The organism is Streptomyces sp. NPDC029014, from assembly GCF_055564695.1.
The window spans coordinates 23,049-44,836 of record NZ_JBVHVT010000034.1 but is presented as its reverse complement, the minus strand read 5'-3'; the positions used below and the strand labels follow the sequence as shown (position 1 = coordinate 44,836).

Sequence of the window (21,788 nt, the reverse complement as noted above, 5' to 3'; positions counted from 1 at the left end):
TCGCGGCGGGGCGGCGGCGCGGCGAGGTCGGTGATGCCGCCCCTCGTCGCCGTCCTTCCGTGATCGTGACCGTGAGCGAGGCCGGGCCGCGCCGTAGCGGGCCGACGCGGACTCGATGATACGGCCGTCCGGGGCGTGGACCACCGGGTGATCCCGGCCGGACCGCCCCGCACCGATGAGCTGATGGTCGCCCGGTGCGCCTTCTGGGTCCGGTTCAGATGAGCTGACGCCGTGTGGCGTTCAGGTACTGATCATCTTGTATTCTCGTGGCATGTGAAATATCACATGCCACGAGATGTCCCAGGGCTCCTGGGCGTCCTCTTCGGATTCGGACAAGGAGAACCCCGATGAACCGCTTAGCCCTCCTCGCGGTCGGCGTCGCAGGCCTGACCGCCCTCGCGACCGCCCCGGCCGCCGCCGCCCCTGCCGCAACCGGCGCCGCCACCGAGACCGTCACTACCTGCGGGAACTCGGGTCTCCAGGCGGGGCTGTCCACCAGGCTGTGCGCGGACGTCACCGGCAACACCGTCGAGTTCTACGGCCTGGTCGGCCTCGCCGGCCCGCCCTCCTCCGGCAGCCCGGCACCCGCACCGAAGCAACTGTTCACCACGCTGTCCGCCGGAGTCGTGGGCGGCACCCCGTCCGACCCGCAGGACAGGCAGGTCATCTTCACCTCCACCACGCTCGAAGTGCGCGGCCCGGTGACCACCGCGGCCTGCGGCTCGACCGTCCGCGGCAGCTTCGGCGTGGCCTCGTTCCCCTGGGCGGCCCGGCCGGTCGTCCACGAGGTCACGATCACCTGCTGAGGACCCGCGCCCGGGCGGCGGCCGCGTGCGGGGGCCGCACGTACGCCGGTATGTACGCCAGCCGGTGCCGACACGGCCGCCTCCGGCGCATATGCCCGGACCCGCGATGAACCGAATGCTAGTCATGTATTGCAAATGCACCGCACACAGGAGGTACGCAATGCGTGCACGTCTTCTCCGGTTCACCGTCGTCCTCGGTGCCGCCGCGGCCCTCGGCCTCGGCGGGGCCGCGGCGGCCAGCGCCGACGGCATCGGCAACTCGGGCATCGGGAACTCCGGCATCTTCAACACCGGCATCGGCAACGCGGGTATCGCCAACTCCGGCATCGGCAACGCGGGTATCGCCAACGAGGGCATCGGCAACGCCGGGATCGGCAACTCGGGAATCGGCTGACCCGTCGCTTCGACGGGTCGGCCGGTCGATCGGGTGCGCCCGTCCGATGGATGACCGCCGGGACGACGGGATCCGACCGCCGGTGCCTGCCGATCCGGCCCCGCGGGCGGCGGTGGTCCGACCATCGCCGCACGCGCTGTTGACGTGATGCGGTGATGCCGGGGCCGTCTCACGCGGCGTCGAAGCGGTGCCTGACCCGGTGGGCCGGCAGCAGGTCAACCTCGGGCTCAGCCGGCGGGCGGGAGTCCGTTGCTTCCGCCGGGCCGGGCCGGCCCTCGGCGGAGGGCCGAGAGGTGGTCGGCGAGGGCTTCCTCGGTCAGACGGAGGCCGGCGGGCAGGGGCCCACGGTGCGCGGCGTCGAGTCGGCGGGCGCGGGCGAGTTCCGCGGTGAAGTCGTCGCCGCGCAGGGCGGCGTCCAGTGCGAGGGACGTGGCCCGTACCAGCGGGGCCAGGTCGCGCAGGGCGGGGTCGGGGTCGGGCCCGCCCCCGTGCGTGGCGGGGCAGTGGCCGTGGTCCGGGCCGGCCAACTCGCCGAGGAAGCACTGGAGCGTCACGGCGGTCCGGACGGCCAGGTCCAGGCGCTCCCGCAGCCCTTCGGGCGGGCGATCCTCCTCCCGCCGGTGCGGCCGGAGGGACCGGAGGGGCCGGAACGGCAGCACGGGACGGGCCGCCCGGTCGAGGACGGCGCGGCAGGCCTGCGGCCGCAACCAGAGCTGCGCCCCCTCCGAACCCGGCTCCGCGGCATGCGGGGCTTCGCCCGCGGCGAGCCGGTCGCCGGCCGTGCCGAGGAGGTCGCGCAGGGCGTCCCGGTAGGAGGCGAGCCCCTCCGCGGCCGACCGGTAGGGATCGGGAGGCCACAGCAGCGGCCCGAGCAGGACCACCACGGCGATGCCCACCGCGGTCTCCAGCAGCCGCGCCAGGGGGTAGCCCGGCAGCGCGGTGGCGTAGACGACCAGTGCCGTGATGAGGACCTGCCGGTTCGGCGAACCGGCCGGGCCCAGCAGGTACATGCCGGCGCAGCCGCAGACCAGCACGGCCAGGAAGGACAGCGACGAGGCCGGCAGCCGGCTCAGCACGAGGGTGCTCAGCACCACCCCCGCGACGACGCCCTTGAGGCGTTCCCACGCCAGGCGCGGCGAGGCGTAGGCGTCCTCACGGAGGATCAGGACGGCCGGCAGGGCCGCGGGCACCGGGACCGAGCTCGTGCCCCACCACAGGCAGAGGTACCAGGGCACTGCGGCGCACACCACCAGCCGGGCGGCGGACCGCAGCCGTGCGCTGGGGGAGGGGGCGTACAGGACGCCAGCCGGACCGGGCATACCGGACATCGTATGCCCGTCCGGCGTCGCGTCCGGTCAGCGGCGTCGGGTGAGGGCGTCCACCTCGCGGACCAGGAACGTCTCCTTGCACAGCTCGAAGTGGTCCACCCGGCGCAGGTCGAAGACCCGTCGGACGCCGCGCTGCCGGGCCAGTCCCACCACGTCGTTGAAGTGCCGCTCGAAGTGCGTGGAGAAGAAGACCTTCACGGTGCCGGACAGGGCCTGGAGCTGGTCGAAGCGCCGGAAGAACAGGTCGTAGCGGCCCTCCGGCTCCCAGTCCGTCCACAGCTCGGAGGCGTACCGCTGGACCTGGTGCAGATCCTTCTCGGTGATCTTGTGGAGGTACTCGCAGACGTTCTGGAACTCCACCGGGGAGCGCGGGGTGTTGGCGATCCGCTTGAGCTCCGCCAGCGGGTCGTCCGGGTTCATCTGCGCCACGCTCCCCGTGATGATCATGGTGGAGTGGTTGATGTTGGGGTCCAGCAGCAGGGCGGCGGTCACCTTCGGCTTGCGGTCCGGGTACGCGGTCCACAGCGCGGCCAGCCGGAACAGCATGTCGGCCCCGACCGAGAACCCCACCAGGGTCAGCTTCTTGTTCGGGTACTGCCGGCACAGGTTGTTGATCGCGCCGTTGATCAGGTCGGCATGGGTGGCCAGCCCGATCGGACCGTACCGGTGGTCCCGGGCCTCGTCCGCGTTGTGCCCGAACGCGGTGAGGGCGACGGTGTGCTGCCGCGCCCGGTTCATGTACGGGCGGAAGTCCTCGGCGTCCAGGCCGAGACCGTGCAGCAGGACCACCAAGTGCGAGGAGGACGTGCGCCGTTCGAGGTAGCGCAGTTCGCGGCCGATGACGGCCTGGTCCGACGGGAGGTCGCCGTCGAAGTCGTCGGCCCGGATCTCGAACGACTGCAGGGTGACCTCGCGCTGGGTCTCCCTGCGCCGCTCCACCCGGCCGCGCGCCCACCAGGCCGTGCAGAACACGGCGGCGACGCCGGCGGCGATCAGCGTTCCACCGGCGGCCACACGCGTCCAGGTCCAGGCGAGCATGGCGCGTGCCTCGTCGCTGTAGATGCCGACGAGCAGGCTGGCCCCGCCGCCGGCCGCGGCCAGCGGGCCCTTCCACCGGGTGGTGAAGGCGGCCAGCCGTGTGGTGTCGATCCCTCTCATCGGCCCCGGCCGTCCAGACCGGTGAGTTCGGTGAAGCCGGGGCCGGCCGTGACCCGCCCGACGACATGGGCGTCGGAGACGTCCGCGACGTGGAGCGGGTCGGCGCTGCCGGTCGGATGGGCCTCCACACGGGCTCCCATCCGGCGCAGCCCGTCGCGCGGCTCCATGCCGAGCAGCAGGCCGGGCGGGTCCAGCGCCTCCCTGATCGCCTCGATGACCTGGCCGCGGGTGGCTTCGTCGTACTGGTAGAGGACGAAGTTGCAGGTCACGACATTGATCCGGTGGGTGCGCAGATACCGGGTCAGGGCCGGCAGGTCGAGCACGTCGAGGGCGGAGATCGTCAAGGTGCCGTCCGCGGACGCCGTCTGCTCCAGCGACCACAGCACCTCGGAGAAGCGGTCGTCGTAGTAGGCCGAGGGCCCGTGGCAGGCGCGCACCCAGTCCAGGGTGGGCAGCGGAGGCGCGTCGATGCCGTGCCGCGCCTCCAGCGGGAGCGTCCGGTACGGCGGTGTGCAGGGGCTCCATTCGAGCCCGGGGGCGAACCGGTCGAACACCACCTTGTTGTTCAGCTGGCGCAGCATGAGCCCGATGCCCGTGCCCACGTCCAGCAGGCGTACGCCCTCGATCCCGCGGTGCGCGGCCCAGGAGCCCAGGAGCAGTTGGGGCACGAGGAACCGGCGTGCCCCGGTGAAGGAGTTGGAACGACCGGTGAGCACGGCGGTGATCAGGTCACGGTGTTCGCCGAGCGTCTGCGAGAGCAGCACGGCCCGCTCGGCGGGCGGGAGTTCGGGCGAGAAGAGCGCCCCGGCCCGCGGGTCCTGCGCTGCCGCGGTGCGCAGGGCGATGGCGATGAGGGTGACGAGGTGCGAGGTGCTCATCCGGGGCCGGGTGCGGCGTACGGACTCCACCAGCCGGTCGAGGTCGGGGGCGGAGCCGGAGCCGGCCAGCAGGGCCATCGACTCGTGCACCACCGACCAGCCGTGATTGCCCTGCTCGTGCTGCTGCATTTCGCTCAACGTGCGTACCAGAAGCTCCTTGCCGTCGGACATCACCGAAGCGCCCCCCTCTTGTTCGGCTTACTGGATCAGGTGCCGGAATCAGCGGTTCGATTCTTGGCCCGTTCGCTAGCCGTGCGAGTGCCTCCCCATTAAGCTGGACGGTCCTGGATGGTGTCCAGAACGCCGACGGGTCCCCACTTCGCCGACGCCGGGTGGTGGTCTTACCCGTTCCGGCACATGCCATGCGGTGTTGGTCTAGAGTCGCTCACGCACTTGCCGCACACACTGCCAGAGGGTGGTCCGTATGACCTCTGCGTTGGCTTTCGGTCAGGTGACCGAAGGACGAACGTCGACCGGATTGAGGTACCTGGAACGAAAGTCGGACTCCGACACGCTCACATTCTTCTTCCACGGTTTGGGCCTCGACGCCACGGACTACCTCGGTTACCTCAGTCACGCGGACACCCACGGCATCGCGCTGAACCTGCGCGGTTACGAACCGGACCGGTCGACCGGGATCCCGCCGGTCCCCCTGGCCTCGCACATCCGGCTCGCCGCCGCCTTCGTCGAGCAGGTCAGCAGGGAGAACGCCGGCAAGAAGATCGTGCTGCTGGGCTTCTCGCTCGGCGCGGACCTGATCCTGCAGCTGGCGGAGCGCTGGCAGGCCGGGGGTGAGGTCCCGGCGGTGCGCGCCGCCGTACTCCTCGATCCCAACGTCAACCAATCGACCATGACCATTTCCCGGTTGTTCGCAGAGGCGGATCCGACAGATCCGGTTCCGGCTTTCAAGCGACTGGTCAATCTCGCTCCGGACAAGGACGGGTTCCGGTCACTGTGCCATTACCTCGCGAAGGTGGCGCCGAAGGATTTTGGACAGGTCGCGCAACTATCGCGCGACATGGTCACCTACTGGCGGCCCGACGGATACGAGCAATTCGGGGCCCGGCTGCACAATGTGACCCGTGTGGCAGAGCAGGTACGACTGGTTCTCTCCGCTTCTTACGGGGAACACCTGGCCGCCATGCGTGCGGCAATGGGCCGGCACGGGGACACCGACAGCGTTTCCGTGGAACTCACCGACGTCGATCACTTCGATCTGATCGACGAGGACCGCCTCGTCTCGATCCTGGCCCCGTTCACCGGCTGACCCGGACGCCGGCTGACCCGGACGCCGGGGGACCGGCTCCCGGGTCGGCCCACCCGGCTCACTCCGGTCGGTCCGTCCCCGGTCCCTCCCGTCGGGCGACCAGGCGGTAGGCGTTGGTCAGCCCCCACCGCCCGGCGAGCGGCCGCGCCACCGCCCGGTCCAGCAAGGCGGCCGCCAGCAGCAGCGGCACCCCCGCCAGCAGGGCGGCGGCGCGCAGCGCCCGGCGGGCCGCCCCGGGCGGCTCCGCCAGCCAGGGAAGGTCCTCGCGGGGTGCCAGCCCGTCCAGGGCCAGCCATGCCGCCGCCACCAGGTCCACGGCGTCGTGCGCCTGGGCGTGTTCCTCCGCCAGCACCGTGAAACCCGTCTCGGTCAACCGACGCCGCAGGTTCGCCACCGGCACCAGGTGCAGGTGCTGCGGCTGGAGCCACGGCAGCCACCAGCGCCCCAGCAGCCGGGCCCAGCGGCTCTCCGGATCCGGTACGTCGATCACCACCAGCCCGCCCGGCCGCAGTACGGCGTGCGCCGCCTCCAACTCGCCCTGCGGGTCGGTGGAGTGCTCCAGGTAGTGGAACATGCTCACCACGTCGTACACCCCGGACATCCCCGCCGCCAGGTCCGTGAACGAGCCGCGGTGCCCCCGGCGCACCCGCCCGGCGCGCCGGGCGAGCTCCGCACCGTCGGAACGGTCGAGACCGTCGAAGACCACGCCGGGCAGGACCTCCGCGGCGCTCGCGCAGAAGTGACCGTGCCCGGTGCCCACGTCCAACCACTCGGCCGGGCCGGTCAGGTGCGGGCGCACCGATCCGGCCCGCGCCCGGTAGGCCGCGGTGCGACCAGCGAACAGCCCGCCCAGGCGTTCCTCGCCCAAGCCGTCGTAGAAGTCCCGGTAGTAGAAGGCGAGTCCGCGTTCACTGAGCCGCGGGTTCTGGAAGATGTGCCCGCAGTCGTGGCACCGGTCGAGGCTGAACTCGCCCGGCTTGTGCTGCAGGAGGTCGGTGGTGCGCAGCCGGCCGCCGAGCCGCGCCGAGCCGCACCACGGGCACCGGTGCTGCCGGGCCTCGAAGAACGCACCGGTTCCCTCGGCGAGTTCGCGCAGGTAGGCGGTGCGCAGCGCGGCCACCCGGGCGGCGCGTTCCCTGCGCCCCTTACGGCCGCCGGGGGGAGGGGCGCCGGTGCCGTGGGCGTCGTGCGTGCCGTCCGTGCGGGGTGCGGAGCTCATACGGGGTCCTCCTGCCGTGCCAGCCGTTCGAGATGGTCCGCGGCCGCGGTCGTGCCCCCCGCCGCGCGGAAGGAGGCGGAGACCTCGGCGGCCGCCGCCCGGACCCGGGGCTCGTCGAGTACGGTGTCCAGCGCCGTGCCGATGGCCGCGGCGCCGGCCCGGCCGAAGCGGATCCGGACCCCCGCTCCGGCGGCCGCCACCTGGGCGGCGATCACCGGCTGGTCGTCGCGGATGGGCGCCACGACCAGGGGCACCCCGTACCACAGGGCCTCGCACACGGTGTTGTGGCCCGCGTGGCAGACCACCGCGGCGGCGCGCTCCAACAGGTCGAGCTGCGGGACGTGGGGCAGCGCGATGACGTCCGGATCGCAGGCCCGCTCGCCGGCCCGCTCGCCGAGCACCCCGTCCGGGTCGGCCACCACGGCCTGCACCCGTGCGGCCCGGGTCCGTACCGCGCTCGCCGCCTCGGTGAGGAAACGCCGGCCGGCAGCGGCGTTCGCGGTCCCCAGCGTCACCAGGACCAGGGCCCGGCCGGCATCGAGCCGGTGCCAGGGGAACGCGGCGGGGCGTGGCCGGGCGGCCAGTGACGGGCCGACCCAGCAGACGCGGTCGCCGCCGCGCAGGGCGGGCCCGGCCAGTTCGGGGGTGCTGAAGGCGAGGACGAGGTACGGGGAGAACCGGGGGTCGCAGGTGCCGCCCGGATGCCCGATCCGTTCGCGCAGGCCGCCGATCAGCGTGTCGTTCCAGGCGGCGACCCGCGGCATCGAGGCGAGGGCGTCCGCGAACTCCGCCGAGGTCGTCGCCGACGTGGCCCACCGCAGTCCCAGGTCCTCGGCCACCAGGGCCCCGGCGAGCGCCTGCTGGTCGGCGACGACCACGTCCGGCCGGAACACCTCGACCGCCTCCCGCACGCCCGGCGCCATGGCCTCGGCGAGCGGGACCAGGAAGCGCTCCCACAGGAAGCGCAGCGCCGCGGGACCGCGCAGGTCCGGCGGGCGGACGGCATCGGCCGCGCCCGCGCCCGGGCCCTCGCCCGGCCCCTCGGGCTTGTCCGGGGGGCACGGATGGACCACCGCGTCCGGTCCGGCCAGGCGGCGGATCAGCGCGGGCTCACCGGCCCAGGCCACCCGGTGTCCGCGGGCGGCGAGCGCGGACGCCACGCCGACGACCGGGTTGACGTGCCCGACCAGCGGCGGCACGACGAACAGGAAGGAGCTCACCGGGCGGCCACCTCCGGCCCGGCCGCGACCGGTTCCCCCAGCACCCGGGCCGGCCCGTGGCGGCCGACCCAGTCCAAGATCGCGTCCCGTACCCGACCGGGCGCTTCCACCAGCACCGAGTGGTGCAGGCCCGGCACCAGTTCGGTGGTGCAGTGCGGCAGCAGCGCGCGCAGCCGGGGCGCCTGTTCGGCCAGGTCGGAGTCGGCGCCGTAGAGCGCGAGGACGGGGCAGCGGATGGTGCGGACCAGTGCGTCGTCGAGCACGGGGCTGGCCGGGATGTCCCGGGCGATGGTCGTGTCCCGCACCAGCCGCCCGGCCGACTTCGCCAGGCGGGCGGTGTGGCCGCCGTGGTGGGCGGCGATCCAGTCGAGGGCGGCGTTCTCGTTGGCGCTCATCTCGTGGCGGACCCGCTCCAGCAGCCCGGCCAGCTTGACCGCCCAGGCGGCGGTGGCGGGTTCCGACTCGACGACGACCAGGCTCGCCACCCGCTCCGGGCGGCGCCGTGCGTAGGCGAAGGCGACCGTGCCACCGTACGAGTTGCCCACCAGGTGCACCGGTCCGGACACCGCGAGGCCGGTGAGCAGGGCGTCCAGGTCGCCGGTGGCGTCGTCGAGGCCGTATCCGGACGGGGGCCGTGCGCTGCGGCCGTGGCCCCGCTGGTCGTACATGACCACGTCGAGGCCGGCGGCGGCGAGCGCCGGGGCCACGGTGAAGTAGTAGCTGGCGAGGCTGTCGGTGAGCAGGCCGTGGACCAGGACCACGGTCGCCCGCGCCGGGCCGGTGTCCGCGGGCGCGAGGCGCTGGACGTGCAGCCGGACCCGGCCGGTGTCGAGGAAGGTCATCGCGGGTGGGTCCCGTCCGCGGCCTTCAGGCACAGGCAGATGTGCTCGACGAGCCGGCCCACGTTCAGCTCGATGATCTCCTCCAGGTCCATGCCGGCGACGAACTCGGCGAAGTTCACCGAGCGGCCGTAGCGCTCCTCCAGCAGTCCGGCGAGCGTCACCAGGTCGATGCTCTCGAGTTCCAGGTCGCTCCCGAAGCGGGTCCGCATGGTGACCTCGCCCTCTTCCCACTCGTATCCGTCCAGTACCTGTCGGATCATGGAGGTCAGCTCGGCGAGCACCTCCTCCTCGTCGGCGCCCTCGGACGTGCCGGGCCGGCTGGTCGTCACGACTCGCTCCCCTCGTCACGGTCGGCGCCCGTACCCGGCGGTTCCGGGTCCGGGCCGTTCGTCCACGCCACGACGTACGCGCGCGGCGGCAGTCCGGGCGGATTGGCGACCCGTGCGCAGCCCACCCGGTACACGCGGGCCGGGACCCCCGGCACGTGCGGTCCCTCCGGGGTCTGTGACGCGTCCGGCCGGCGGACGCGGACCGTCAACCGGTCCGGGTCGGCGGCCGTCACCTCGAAGTCCTTGGGGCGGCCCGCGAAGCCGGTGCCCTCCGCCTTGGCGACTGCCTCCTTGGCCGCCCAGAAGCGGGTGAACCACACGTCGGGTGCCTCCTCGGTATCCGCCTGACAAGCCGTCAGGAGGGTGCGCTCTTCCGGTCCGAGCACGGTGTCCACGGTCGCCGCGGCCGGCACGGCGATCTCCTCGATGTCGATGCCGGGTCCCGCCCGGCCGCCCGCCCGGGCACCGTACGCGGCCGACGACGGCCCCGGCGGCCCCGACGGCTCCGGTGGCTCCGGAGACCCGGGCGGACGTCCGGCGCGCGCGAGCGCGACGCCCGCCTCGGCGCTGTGCGCCAGCGACACCTCCAGCGGCGGCAGCGCACGGCCGTGCCGCCCGGTCACCCGGGGCCGTCCCGACGGCTCGTTGTCCACGAGGAGTTCGGCGGGGAAGACGGGCCCCTCACCGGCGTCCCACAGCAGACGGCGTACGGCGTCCTTCGCGGCGATCCGGCCCAGCAGCCACTGCCGGCGCCCGCGCGGCGGCCGGGCGGCGTAGGCGGCGCGCTCCGGGCCGCCCAGCGCATTACGCATGATCAATTCGCGGGAGGCCAGGTCGGGCCAGCGCTCGAACACCAGCGACCAGCCGCCGGGCCCGGTCACCGAGAGCGTGTTGCGGTCGGGGAAACGTTCCACCGGCCGGGTGTGCGGGTCGTTGTCGAAGCGGCGGTCCTGCCAACCGGTCAGCTCCGCCCACACCCTGCCCGCCACGGTGAGCACCGCGTCGGCCTCCAGGACCGTCTCCGTGAGGGAGGTGATGCGGACGAGGCACTCCACCTCCGTGCCGAGCCGGGGGGAGGGGCCGAAGAAGCGCATGTGCCGCATCCGCACGGGGAAGACCACGGTCCGGTCGGTGCGGCTCGACATGATCCAGTAGCCGAGGACCTGGCCGACGTTGTCCAGCAGCGCGCCCGGCGCGGCCGGCGTCCTGAGGGTGGCGCGCACGTGCCGGTCGCCGATGGCGGTGAGCCGGCCCATCCCCTGGTAGGCCGGGCCGTGGAACATCCAGCGCTCGCGGTAGACCTGCTCGGCGGTGTGGTCGGGCATCCGCTCGGAAGCGGGGTCCGGTGGTACGGGCGGCTCCGGCGCCGCGGGGTGACGGGCGGCCAGCTCCACGACGGCGCGCGCCTGCGGGCCGAACGACACCGCGACCCGGCCCGGCCCGTGCGGGGCGACGGTCACCTGGACGTCCACCGGCTCGGCCGCCGTCAGCCACCGGTCGAAGCCGACGTCGTGCACCGCCACGGCCACCTGTCCCGGTACGGCACGCTTCGCCGCCTCCATCATGTGCGCCACGATCGTCGTCGCCGGCACCACCGGCCACCGGTCCGCGACGTCCGGCCAGTCCGCGCGTTGCGGGAAGAAGCAGTGGTCCAACAGGTACGGCATGGTCTCCACGGAGACCCGCACCGTCTCGCGCCGGACGGCACCGGAGCCGTCGGCGCCGGAGCCGTCGGCGCCGGAGCGCGCTGCGGCCGCAGCGGCCGGCGGCCCGGGCGGCCCGGCGGGTGCTTCGGGCCGCCGGCCCCGAGCGGCGGGCAGCGGGCTACGGACCGGCCGCCCGGCGGGCACCGGTGCCGGACGGCGTACGGGCGCGGCCGGCCGGGCCGCGGTGAGCAGCGCGGCGGCGGCCTGCGCGGCCTGCGCGGTCTCGTGCAGCAGTGCCGACAACTCCGCCGCCACGGGTCCGCCGGTAGCCGACAGGGGGCCGGGCACGGCGTCAGGCACGGCGGCCACCGGGCGCGCGGCGTCCGGGGGTGGAGGCGCTGCGGGCACGGCGGCTGGGGAGGGGCGCGGGGGCAGCGAGGGCCGGACCGAGCGCGGCAGGGTCACGAGCGCGCCGCTCAGATCCAGCCGGACCGGACGCCCGACCGGGAGAGCGCCGGAGCCGAGGGAGCCGAGGGAGCCGAGGGAGCCGGCGGAGCGGACGGAGCCAAGCTGTGCGGCGCGCCCGGATCCGGGCGGTGCGTCCACGGCCTGCGGTCCGGTGGCGGCGCCCGCGGTCCACAGGGCGGTGGCCACCCGCCGGAGCTGGGCCAGACCCCCGCGCCGCGGGGAGTCGGCGGCGACCACCAGATGGTCCCGCCCGGCCAGCGAGTCCCCCACGAGGGAGCCGAGTTGCCCGGGCCCCGCCTGGACGAAGACGCGGAACCCCGCCCCGTACAGCGCCTCGGTCAGCAGCCGGAAGCGGACCGGCTCCAGCAGGTGGCGCACGAACAGCTCCCGGATCCCCGCCTCCTCGACCGGGAACGGCGCCCCCGTGGTGCCGGACCAGACGGGGGTGTGCGGGGTGCGCAGCGGCAGCCGTTCGGCAGCCTCCCGGAAGGGCCCGAGGAAGGGCGCGAGCATCGGGGTGTGGAAGCCGGAGCGGAACGGCAGGGTGCGCACGAGCACGCCCTCGGCGCGCAGCGCGGCGGCGAACCGTTCCACCGCTGCGGGCGGTCCGCACACCATGCACTGGTGGGGCGCGTTGTCGTGCGAGACGACCACCCCCGGGTGGTCTCCGGCGGCCAGCCGTCCGGCCACCGTGTCGGCGTGTGCGCCGACGGCCGCGTACGCCAGGTCGGCGGCCTCGACCGTGGCGGGGTCCAGGGCGGCCATGAACGCGTCCACCGCCTCCTCCTCGTACAGCCCGCCCGCGGCCATCGCCGTCCACTCACCGACGCTGTGCCCGGCGACCGCGTCCGGGACGACGCCGATCCGGCGGAGCGCGGTGTCCAGGAGGCGGCCGACGGCGACGACGCCGAGGCCGTGCACACCCAGCGGTCCCGCCCCGCCAGGTCCGCCCGGCCTGCCGCTCGGGGTGGCCCCGGGAGCCGTCGGCGGTCGGGGCAGGCCGAACCGGTCGGCCACCTCGTCGACCCGGGGCGCGAAATCGGCCTCCAGGCCGGGGAAGAGGAAGACCGTCCTACCGCCCCCGGCGTCGACGGCGATGCCGCCGCCGGTGCGCCCGACGCCGACGCCCGCAACGAGCAGCGGGTACGGCCGGAACCACACGTCGCCGCGCCCGTGCCACGGCTCGCCCTGGGCGACGGCCCGCCGGGCCAGGGCGAGCCGCTTCGGGGTGGGGCCGACGATGCCCAGCCGTACCGGCCCGGCCCCGGCGTCGGCCGGAGCCCCGCCGGCCCACGCCGACGTCGTCCCCCGTTCCTCCAGGAGGTCGGCCAGGGCGTCGGGCGTCGCGGCGGCCAGGAGCAGTACCGGCTCCGGCTCGTCGACCACGGCCCGGCCGTGCGGCGCGGGCGGAGCGGGGACGGCCACCGCCGCGGCTCCCGCGCCGTGCGGGGCCTGTTCGAGGACGACGTGCGCGTTGATCCCGCCGAACCCGAACGCGTTGACCGCCGCCCGACGCGGCCCCCCGTCCGGCCCGACCTCCCAGGCGGCCGCCTGGGCGAGCGGCCGGAAGCGGGTGTCGGCCAACGCCGGATGCGGGTCGTCGCAGTGCAGCGTGGGCAGCAGCACGCCGTGGTGGACGGCGAGCGCCGCCTTGACGAGCCCGGCGACCCCCGCGGCGGGCATGGCGTGCCCGATCATGGACTTCACCGACCCGATGACGGGCCGCTGCCCCGGCCCGCCGGGCTCCGCCGGGCCGAACACCTCGCGTACGGTGGCCAGTTCGGCGGCGTCACCGGCCGGGGTGGCCGTACCGTGCGCCTCCAGCAGCCCCAGCGAGCCGGGCGCCGCCGGGTCCAGGCCGGCGGCCCGCCAGGCCGCCCGGACCGCTCGTGCCTGCCCGGCCGGATCGGGGTTCACCAGGCCCGACGTGCGGCCGTCGCTGCTGATCCCGGTCCCGCGGATCACGGCGTAGACCCGGTCGCCGTCGCGTTCCGCGTCGGTGAGGCGTTTGAGCACCACCACGCCGGTGCCCTCACCGATGAGGAGCCCGTCGGCGCCGCGGTGGAACGGGCGGATCCGCTCGCTGGGGGAGAGGGCGCGCAGCTGCGAGAAGACGCTCCACAGCGTGATGTCGTGGCAGTGGTGCACGCCCCCGGCCAGCATCACGTCGCACCGGCCGGCGGCCAGCGCGGCGACCGCCTGGTCCACGGCCAGCAGCGACGACGCGCACGCGGCGTCGACCGTGTACGCGGGACCCCGCAGGTCCAGGCGGTTGGCGACGCGGGAGGCGGCGAGGTTGGGCACCAGCCCGATGGCGTCCTCCGGCCGGTCGGGGCCCAGCCGTGCGGTGAACGCCTCCCGCACCCGCTCCAGTTGCCCCGGGTCCAGGCCCGGCACCAGCTCGCCGAGGGTGTGCACCAGCTGGCGGGCGGTACGGACGCGCTGGTCGAGGCGGACCAGGCCGGGGGTGAGGTAGCCGCCGCGGCCGAGGACGATCCCGACGCGGTCGCGGTCGGGCAGCCGGTCGGTGCCGCCGGCGTCGGCCAGTGCGTTCGCCGCCACGTGCAGCGCGATCAGCTGGTCCGGTTCGGTGCCGGGCACCGAGGACGGCATGACGCCCCAGCGGGTGACGTCCACCTCCGCGACGGCGTCCACGAACCCGCCGCGCCGGCAGTACACCCGGTCGGCCGCCGCCGGCTCCGGTGCGCTGCCCGGGCGGTAGTAGGCGGCGTCCCAGCGCCCGGGCGGGACCTCGCCGATGACGTCGACGCCCGCTCTCAGGTTGTGCCAGTACGCGGCCAGGTCGGGTGCGCCCGGCAGCAGCACGGCCATACCGGTGATGGCGACGGGCACGGCCGGGCCGCCGGACCCGTACGGACGGCGGGTCACGTCACCACTCCGAGGCGGTCAGGACGACGGCCCGCTCCGCAGGGTCAGCCCAGGCCAGCTCCCGCAGCAGGGCCAGGGCTCCCTCCTCCGGATCGATCAGCCGGAGCCCGCGCCGGGCGTAGTGCCGGGCCAGCTCCGGGCCGACCATGCCGCTGTGGTCCTCGGAAGGGGCCCACGGACCCCAGTGCACGGTCAGCGCGCGCCGCCCGGTCCGGGCCGCCCACGCGGCGCCGTACGCCTCCAGCGCGTCGTTGGCCGCCGCATAGTCGGCCTGGCCGCGGTTGCCGAGGACGGCCGCGATGCTGCCGAACAGCACGACGAACGACAGGTGCTCGGCCTGCGGCAGCTCCTCGACCGCCGCGAGGAGCGCGGCCGCACCCTGCGTCTTGGTGCCGAGGACGCGGCGGAAGGACTCCTCCGACTTGTCCTCGATCAGCTGGTCCTCGATGACTCCGGCGGCGTGGACCACCCCGTCGATGCGGCCGTGCTCGGAGTGGATCTCCTTGAGCGCCTGGAGCACGGCGGCCGCGTCCCGGCAGTCGGCGCTGCGGTACCGGGCCCGGCCGCCGGCCGCCCGTACGGCGTCCAGCGTCGCGGTGATCTCGCGCTGGGCCAGGATCAGGTCGGCGGCGCCGTCGACGGCCGCGGGCGAGTCGTAGCGGCCGGTACGCGCGAGCAGGCCCCTCAGGGCGGTGCGGTCGCGCGCGGCGGCGGTCACCGGGTCCTCGGGCCCGGTGGGCGCCGGGGTGCGGCCGAGGAGCTCGATCCGGCAACGGGCGGCGGCCGCCAGCACGGTCACGCACCGCGCGGTGATCCCGCGGGCCCCGCCCACGACGACCACGACGCCGTCACGGTCCAGCCCCAGCGCCTCCGCCTCGGCGGCGCCCTCGCCGGCCGGCCCCGCGCCGGTACCGGCGAGCGGGCCGAGCGGCGCCTCGACGAGCACCGGCGCGAACCGTCCGGCCGGCGTGCGCACGACCACGGGCTCGCTGCCGCCCACGAGCAACTCCTCCAGCAGGGCCTGCGCGGCCGCCGCCGGACCGGGCAGCCCACCGGGATCGAGCGCGAGGCAGCGCACCGCGACGTCCGGGTACTCGCGGGCGGCGGACCGCAGCAGCCCGTCCGTCCCGGCCGCCCGCATCCCGTACCCCGCCTCCCGGACGACCAGCAGGCGCCGCGGGGCGCCGCGCAGCGCGGCCCGTACGACGGGGAAGCCGGCCGGGAGGAACGGTGCACCGCCGCTCCCGCCCAGCGCGCTCAGCACGACGACGCCGTCCGCAGGGCCGTCCGCCGGCGCGGTCGGGGGGGAGTCCGTGAGCAGCGCCTGCGCGCCGCGCGCGGTCAGCAGTTCCCGCAGTTCCGCGGCGGCGCCGCGCCAGGCCCCGGAACCGTCGCCGAGGAGCACCCACCGGGTGCCGGCGAGGTCCGCCGTCGTGCCGCCGGCGGTGCTCGTCAGCCGGGCCCGTACCACCCGGTACCGGCGGGGGGCGGCCACGACCGGCTCCGCCGGGCCGTCGGGCCCCGCAGTCCCGTCGGGCGGCCTGGGGCCGGCAGGGTCGGCCGCTGCACCCCGATCGTCCGGCGCGCCGGTGTCCGGTACGGCTGCGGCGACCGCGGTCTCGGGCTGCGGGACCTGCGGGACCTGCGGGACCTGCGGTCCGGCGGTGGCGTCGGTGGCGTCGGATGTCGTTGATGCGGTGGAGGTGTGGGAGGCCGTTGCGTGGGCCACGAGCCATCGGGTGATCGCGGAGGCGGTCCGCGCCCGCGTCAGCTCCTCCAGTTCCGCGTCGTCCAGCGCGGCGGGTGCGGGGCCGCCGGCCGAGGTGCCGAGGCGGCGGGCCAGCTCTCCCGCGATCTCGGCGCGCTTGATGGAGTCCACGCTCAGGTCGGCTTCCAGGTCGAGTTCCGGTTCGACCATGTCCGAGGGGTAGCCGGTGCGTTTGCTGATCAGTTCCAGGACCGCCCGCAGAACCGTTTCCTCGGAGAACTCCCCGGACTGCGGCGGGGGCGTGCCGGCATCCGGCGCACCGCCACCCTGTACGGGCGCCCCGGGGGCTCCGGACGCCGCGGGGCCCGGTGCGCCGGTGCCGACCGTCCACCCGGGCCCGTACTCGGGTACGGGCACGAGCCCGGGCACGGCCACGGGCGTCGGCGCGGCGGGGCCGGGGACCGGCCTCTCCGGCACGCCGCCGAAGTACGCCAGCAGCACGTCGCGCTGCGCGGCGATCATCTCCCGGCTGCTGCGCAGGAACTCGGCGACCAGCATGTCCTGTGCGTCGGAAGCAGCCTCCTCACCGGGGTTCGTCGACACGGGTGCCTCCACGACTCGTCGGGCCGGCGCGAGGGCGCCGGGGAGCGGCTCGCCGGACGCGGTCCGGACGAGGTGTCCGTCCACCGTCCAGCCGGGCGTGCGCGGGGCGGAGGCCCGGTCGATGTCGACGGCGTCCCGCCCCCGGAACATCCAGTCGTCGGCCACCGGCAGTCCGGCGGCCGCCAGTCGGGCGACGGCGTCGAGGAAACCCGCCAGACCGCTGTCGGTGCTCGGTTCCAAGGCGACCACCCGGTGCGGCCGGTCACCGAGGACGTCCGCGACGAGCCGGGTCAGCACCCGGCCGGGGCCGACCTCGACGAAGGTCCGGGCCCCGGCGCCGTACATCGCCTCGATCTGCGCCGCGAACCGCACCGGCGCCCCGATCTGAGCGGCGAGCTCCGCGCGCACCGCCTCGGCGCCGGTCCCGTAGCGGAGGGCGGTGCGGTTGGCCCACACCTCGAACTCCGGCTCCCGCAGCGGGAACTCCGCCAGGATCCGGCCGAAGGCGGGTCCGGCCGCGGCCACGACCGGGCTGTGGAAGGCGCAGGCCACCGGCAGCCGCTTCACCGCCAGCCCGGCGTCCCGCAGCCCGCGCACCGCCGCCTCGACCGCGCCGGTCGGGCCCGACAGGACGCTCTGCCGCGGCGCGTTGTGGTTGGCGACGACCAGCCCGTCCGGTAGCGGTGGGCCGCCCAGCACCCGCCCGATGTCCTCCGGTGCGGCGGCCACCGCCGCCATGGCCCCGGGGTCGTCGCCGGCCGCGTCGAGGATGGCCGCGGCGCGGGCGGAGCTCAGCCGCGGCAGCGACTCGGCGTCGATGACCCCCGCGGCGCACAGCGCGACCAGTTCGCCGTAGCTGTGGCCGGCCGCCATGTCGGGCCGGATCCCGCAGCGGCCGAGCAGTTCGTACGCCGCCAGCTCCACCATGCCCAGGGCCGGCTGCGCCGCCCGGGTGTCCGTGAGGGCCCGCCGCGACTCCTCCAGGGCGGCGTCGTCGAACGCGGCGGGCGGGTACAACGCGCCGACGGCCCGGCCGCGCGCGTCCGCGTCCGCGGTCATGGCCGCGCCCGTCCCCCAATCCGTGCCCGCTTCCGCTTCCGCCTCCGGGACGGCGCCGAGCAGCCGGCCGAGGCCGGGGAAGGCGGTGAAGAGATGGGCGGACATCCCGGGCCGCTGACTGCCCTGCCCGGGGAAGAGGAAGACCGTACGTCCGATCCCCTCGCCCTCCGCACCCCCCTCGGCCGCCCGGTACACGTCACGTGCGGTGCCGGTCGGCATCGACGCCGCCGCCGGCCCCGCATCCGCCCCGCGGCCCTCCTCCACCGCTGCCCGCAGCAGGCGGCAGAGGCCATCGGTGTCCCGGGCGACGAAGGCGATCCGGACGGGCCCGCGGGCCCGCGCCGCGCGGAAGGACGCGGTCGCGGCCAGGTCGCGCAGCCGCCACGGGGCGTCGCCGCGGGCGGCCGCGTCCGCCGGGTCCAGCAACTGTGCCGCGGCCCGCCGGGCGGCCGCCGGGTCGGTCCCCCGGAACAGGAACAGTTCGGCCGGCCACTCGTCCCGGGCGTGCTCCGGCGGCGGCCCGTCCCCGCCGTGGGCGGCCAGCACCGCGTGGAAGTTGGTGCCGCCGAAACCGAACGCGCTCACGCCCGCGTACCGCCGCCCCGGGGCGACCGGCCACGGCAGTGCCTCCCGGTGGAAGACGAAGGGGCTGGCGCCGGACCTCCAGGCCGGGTTCGGTCTCTCCAGGTGCAGGGTGGGCGGCCGGACGCCGGTGTACAGGGCCAGTACGGTCTTGATGAGCCCGGCCAGCCCCGCCGCGCACTTCGTGTGCCCGATCTGCGATTTCACCGAGCCCAGCACACAGCTCCCGGCGAGGGCGCCCGCCTCGTCGAAGACCTCCGTCAGCACGCCCAGTTCGGTGCGGTCGCCGACCACGGTCCCGGTGCCGTGCGCCTCGACCAGACCGACCTCGGCGGGGGAGACGCCGGCACCCCGGTACGCCCGTTCCAGTGCGGCGCGCTGGCCCTCGGGTCGGGGCGCGGTCAGCCCGAGGGAACGCCCGTCGCTGGAGGCGCCGACTCCCTTGATCACCCCGTAGATCCGGTCCCCGTCCCGTTCGGCGTCCGCGAGGCGCTTGAGGACGATGCAGGCGACGCCCTCGCCGAGGGCGATGCCGTCGGCGGCGGAGTCGAAGGCCCGGGAGCGGCCGGTCGGCGACAGTGCGTGCACCGAGGTGAAGAGGGCGTAGTCGTTGATGCCGTTGTGCAGGTCCGCGCCGCCGCACAGCATCACGTCGCTGGTGCCGATGACGAGCTCCTTGCACGCGACGTCCACGGCCGCCAGCGAGGAGGCGCAGGCGGCGTCCACCGTGTAGTTGGGGCCGCGCAGGTCCAGGCGGTTGGCGACCCGGCCGGCGACCACGTTGGCGAGCAGGCCGGGGAAGGCGTCCTCGGTGAGCCGGGGCAGCTGTTCGTCCAGCCCGGCGGGCACGTGCCCGTAGTAGGAGGGCAGCACGGTCCGCAGCGTGGTGGCGTTGGACAGGTCGCTGCCGGCCTCGGCGCCGAACACCACCCCGGTCCGCGAGCGGTCGAAGGTGCGGCCGTCCTCACCGTAGCCGGCGTCCTCCAGGGCGCGCCGGGACGCCTCGAGCGCGAGCAGTTGCACCGGCTCGATGCTGCCCAGGGACGCCGGCGGGATGCCGTAGCGCAGGGGGTCGAAGGGGATGCGCGGCAGGAACCCGCCCCATCGGGACGCGCTGGCCGGGCCGGTGCCGTCCGGGCCGGGGGAGCAGTGCACGTCGGGATCCCAGCGCTCCGCCGGCACTTCGGTGACGGCGTCCCGGCCGTCCAGCACCTGCGCCCAGAACGCCGCGAGGTCCGGAGCCTGGGGGAACATGCCGGCCATGCCGATGACGGCCACGTCCAGGGGAGCCGGTGCCGGGGCGTCGGCCCCGGCGGGGACCGGGTCCTGCCCGGCCCGCAGGACGGCGCGCCGCCGGTCGAGGAAGGCGACGGCCCCGTCGGTGACGGACGCGTGCAGCGCCGCGACGGTCGTGGCGGCGTCCCGGAGCACCGCCACCTGACCGGCCATGAACATCCCCTCGGCGTACTGCCGGTCCTCGTCCACCGCGGCCAGGGCGCCGCTCGCGGTGCGCACGACGCCCTTGCTCGCCAGCCGCAGCCGGCCGACGTTCAGCCGCTCCAGCCGCTCCCACGCCTCGCGGTCGGGAACACCCTCCGCGCGCAGGCTCGCCGCGAGGTCCCGGAACCCCTCGCTGAACGGGCTCGGCACGCACCGAGTGGCGTGCCCGGGTGCCGTGTGCAGCAGCGCGGTGCCCTCGGCGGCCAGCACCTGCCGCTGGAACAGGGGGCGTACGGCGCCGTGGGCGACGGCCTCCCGGGTGAACAGGTAGGCGGTGCCCATCAGCGTGCCCACCGCACACCCGAGGGCGGTGAGCGGCGCGGCCAGGACCGCCACCATGGCGGCGGAGCGGGCGTCGTGGACACCGCCGGCGAAGAACACCTCGATATCCGGTGCGGCGCCGGGATCCTCCGCCAGGTGCTCGCGCAGGACGTCGATCTGTGCCTCCCACAGCGGGAAGCTGTTGCGCGGGCCGACGTGTCCCCCGCATTCGGCGCCCTCGAAGACGAACCGGCGCGCGCCCTCGCCGAGGTACTGGCGCAGCAGTCCGGGAGAGGGGACGTGCAGGAAGGTGCGGATGCCGTCGGCCTCCAGGGCCCGGGCCTGCGAGGGCCGGCCCCCGGCGATGACGGCGTGGCCGGGCCGGTGCGCGCGCACCGCTTCGAGCTGCGCGGCACGGGTCTCCTCCGGCGCGAAGCCGAGGATCCCCACCCCCCAGGGGCGGCCGGCGAGCGCCGCGGCCGCCTCGGCGAGCAGCGCGTCGGCCTGTTCCCGGCCGGCGAGCGCCAGGGCGAGGAAGGGCAGGGCTCCGCCGTCGCAGACCGCGCGGGCGAAGTCCGCCCCGTCGCTGACCCGGGTCATGGGCCCCTGGGCGAGGGGCAGCGCGGTGCCGAGCGCCCGGCTCATGGGGGACCCGGCGCCCAGGCTGCGGGTGGCGGTGTCGTCGTCGGTCGCGGCCCGGATCGCTTCGGTGACGGCGCGGACGGCGCCGGCGGCGTCCCGGTGGCGGTCGGCGAAGCGGGCGGCGAGGAAGGCGTCCTGCCCGACCGGCAGCAGCCCGGTGCCCGGGCCGCGCCCGCCGAGCAGCTCCGTGATCCGGTCCGGGTCGTCGGGCAGCGCCGTGACCGGCGGGGCCCCGGGCCCGCGGCGGTGCAGGAAACGGTGGCGGCCCAGCACGGTGGTCTCGGAGCCGTCCATCGACCGCACGACGGCCGCGACGGCCGCGGGGAGCGTCGACTCCGCGAGGAGCGCCAGCTGGGTGTCGAGCACCACTCCCGCGGCGCCGCCGGCGACGGCGGCCGCGGCCGTGCCGGGCGCCATGCCCCCGCAGGCCCACACCGGGGGCCCGGCGGGGCCGGTGGCGTCGAGGAGCTGCTGCAGCAGGACGAAGGTGCTCAGCTCGCCGATCCGGCCGCCGCACTCGTTGCCCCGGGCGATCAGGCCGTGCGCGCCGTCGTCCAGGGCGGCCCGGGCCTCCGCCAGATCGGTGACCTCGGCCAGCACGCGTACGCCGTGCGCGCCGGACGGCAGGTCGCCGGACCGCGTGGCCGCCCCGACGCCGAGCAGCACGGTACGGGGCCCGCCGGCCCCGCCGAGCAGTCCGGCCAGGTCGCCGGGGCGTAATCGGCACTGCGGCCCGATCCGCACCCCGTACCGGCCGGGGAGCCAGCGCCGCAGTTCGCCGAGGGCGTCGCGGGCGGCCCGGTCACCGGATCCGAGGTCCAGGACGCCCAGGCCGCCGCCGCGCGTGACAGCGGCCGCGAGGCGGGAGTCGGGTTCGCCGAAAGGGGTCAGTCCGATGACTTGCACTACCGACGTCATAATTCTCCGAATGTGCGATGGCGTTGCCCGGTGGGGGAATTTCGGCCATGACTAAGGCCGCGGGAAGGCAC

At 75.5% G+C, this 21,788-nt stretch carries 12 protein-coding genes; 3 read left to right on the top strand and 9 right to left on the bottom strand.

Translation table 11 applies throughout. From position 1 onward, the window contains the following. Positions 1-347: 347 nt before the first annotated feature. Both ACZ4VL_RS20170 and ACZ4VL_RS20165 read left to right on the top strand, forming a co-directional pair. Positions 348-806, top strand: coding sequence for a hypothetical protein (locus tag ACZ4VL_RS20170; protein WP_468201563.1), 459 nt, complete (start codon positions 348-350; stop codon positions 804-806). Between the two features lie 160 nt (positions 807-966). Beyond that, positions 967-1,200 carry a pentapeptide repeat-containing protein gene (locus ACZ4VL_RS20165; RefSeq protein WP_468201560.1) on the top strand — a complete coding sequence of 78 codons (234 nt, stop codon included), beginning with the start codon at positions 967-969 and terminating at the stop codon, positions 1,198-1,200. A 227-nt stretch (positions 1,201-1,427) separates the two neighbouring features. Here ACZ4VL_RS20165 and ACZ4VL_RS20160 read toward each other — a convergent pair whose 3' ends face one another. From ACZ4VL_RS20160 to ACZ4VL_RS20150, 3 genes are read right to left on the bottom strand one after another with little or no spacing between them, the layout of a single operon-like run. After that, complete coding sequence (locus tag ACZ4VL_RS20160) at positions 1,428-2,519, bottom strand: FUSC family protein (protein WP_468201558.1); 1,092 nt, start codon at positions 2,517-2,519, stop codon at positions 1,428-1,430. 36 nt (positions 2,520-2,555) lie between these two features. Next, positions 2,556-3,686: an alpha/beta fold hydrolase gene (locus ACZ4VL_RS20155; RefSeq protein WP_468201555.1), complete on the bottom strand. Its 1,131-nt coding sequence runs from the start codon at positions 3,684-3,686 to the stop codon at positions 2,556-2,558. Continuing rightward, the gene (locus ACZ4VL_RS20150; RefSeq protein WP_468201552.1) at positions 3,683-4,693 is read right to left on the bottom strand and encodes a hypothetical protein; all 1,011 of its coding nucleotides are present in this window, start codon (positions 4,691-4,693) and stop codon (positions 3,683-3,685) included. The genes ACZ4VL_RS20155 and ACZ4VL_RS20150 overlap by 4 nt, the downstream gene beginning before the upstream one ends. A gap of 295 nt (positions 4,694-4,988) precedes the next feature. On the opposite strand from ACZ4VL_RS20150, the gene ACZ4VL_RS20145 reads away from it, so the two are divergent. Continuing rightward, entirely contained in the window at positions 4,989-5,831 is an 843-nt protein-coding gene (locus ACZ4VL_RS20145) for an alpha/beta fold hydrolase (RefSeq protein ID WP_468201549.1), read from the top strand. A 58-nt stretch (positions 5,832-5,889) separates the two neighbouring features. On the opposite strand, the gene ACZ4VL_RS20140 is transcribed toward ACZ4VL_RS20145, so the two are convergent. From ACZ4VL_RS20140 to ACZ4VL_RS20115, 6 genes are all read right to left on the bottom strand, one after another. Then, positions 5,890-6,951, bottom strand: a complete 1,062-nt coding sequence (locus ACZ4VL_RS20140; protein WP_468201661.1) for a class I SAM-dependent methyltransferase — start codon at positions 6,949-6,951, stop codon at positions 5,890-5,892. 95 nt (positions 6,952-7,046) lie between these two features. Beyond that, positions 7,047-8,270, bottom strand: a complete 1,224-nt coding sequence (locus tag ACZ4VL_RS20135; protein WP_468201546.1) for a glycosyltransferase — start codon at positions 8,268-8,270, stop codon at positions 7,047-7,049. Beyond that, the gene (locus ACZ4VL_RS20130) at positions 8,267-9,112 is read right to left on the bottom strand and encodes an alpha/beta fold hydrolase (protein WP_468201544.1); all 846 of its coding nucleotides are present in this window, start codon (positions 9,110-9,112) and stop codon (positions 8,267-8,269) included. Before ACZ4VL_RS20130 ends, ACZ4VL_RS20135 begins: the two co-directional genes overlap by 4 nt. Continuing rightward, the gene (locus tag ACZ4VL_RS20125) at positions 9,109-9,441 is read right to left on the bottom strand and encodes an acyl carrier protein (RefSeq protein WP_468201542.1); all 333 of its coding nucleotides are present in this window, start codon (positions 9,439-9,441) and stop codon (positions 9,109-9,111) included. Before ACZ4VL_RS20125 ends, ACZ4VL_RS20130 begins: the two co-directional genes overlap by 4 nt. Next, positions 9,438-14,444 carry a type I polyketide synthase gene (locus ACZ4VL_RS20120; RefSeq protein WP_468201539.1) on the bottom strand — a complete coding sequence of 1,669 codons (5,007 nt, stop codon included), beginning with the start codon at positions 14,442-14,444 and terminating at the stop codon, positions 9,438-9,440. The genes ACZ4VL_RS20125 and ACZ4VL_RS20120 overlap by 4 nt, the downstream gene beginning before the upstream one ends. Position 14,445: 1 nt before the next feature. After that, entirely contained in the window at positions 14,446-21,717 is a 7,272-nt protein-coding gene (locus tag ACZ4VL_RS20115; RefSeq protein WP_468201535.1) for an SDR family oxidoreductase, read from the bottom strand. Positions 21,718-21,788 lie beyond the last annotated feature (71 nt).

Coding starts and splice junctions, on each gene's coding strand:
- ACZ4VL_RS20130 (WP_468201544.1), bottom strand. CDS start 9,112: ATGACCTTCCTCGACACCGGCCGGGTCCGGCTGCACGTCCAGCGCCTC.
- ACZ4VL_RS20145 (WP_468201549.1), top strand. CDS start 4,989: ATGACCTCTGCGTTGGCTTTCGGTCAGGTGACCGAAGGACGAACGTCG.
- ACZ4VL_RS20115 (WP_468201535.1), bottom strand. CDS start 21,717: ATGACGTCGGTAGTGCAAGTCATCGGACTGACCCCTTTCGGCGAACCC.
- ACZ4VL_RS20155 (WP_468201555.1), bottom strand. CDS start 3,686: ATGAGAGGGATCGACACCACACGGCTGGCCGCCTTCACCACCCGGTGG.
- ACZ4VL_RS20170 (WP_468201563.1), top strand. CDS start 348: ATGAACCGCTTAGCCCTCCTCGCGGTCGGCGTCGCAGGCCTGACCGCC.
- ACZ4VL_RS20165 (WP_468201560.1), top strand. CDS start 967: ATGCGTGCACGTCTTCTCCGGTTCACCGTCGTCCTCGGTGCCGCCGCG.
- ACZ4VL_RS20160 (WP_468201558.1), bottom strand. CDS start 2,519: ATGCCCGGTCCGGCTGGCGTCCTGTACGCCCCCTCCCCCAGCGCACGG.
- ACZ4VL_RS20150 (WP_468201552.1), bottom strand. CDS start 4,693: ATGCAGCAGCACGAGCAGGGCAATCACGGCTGGTCGGTGGTGCACGAG.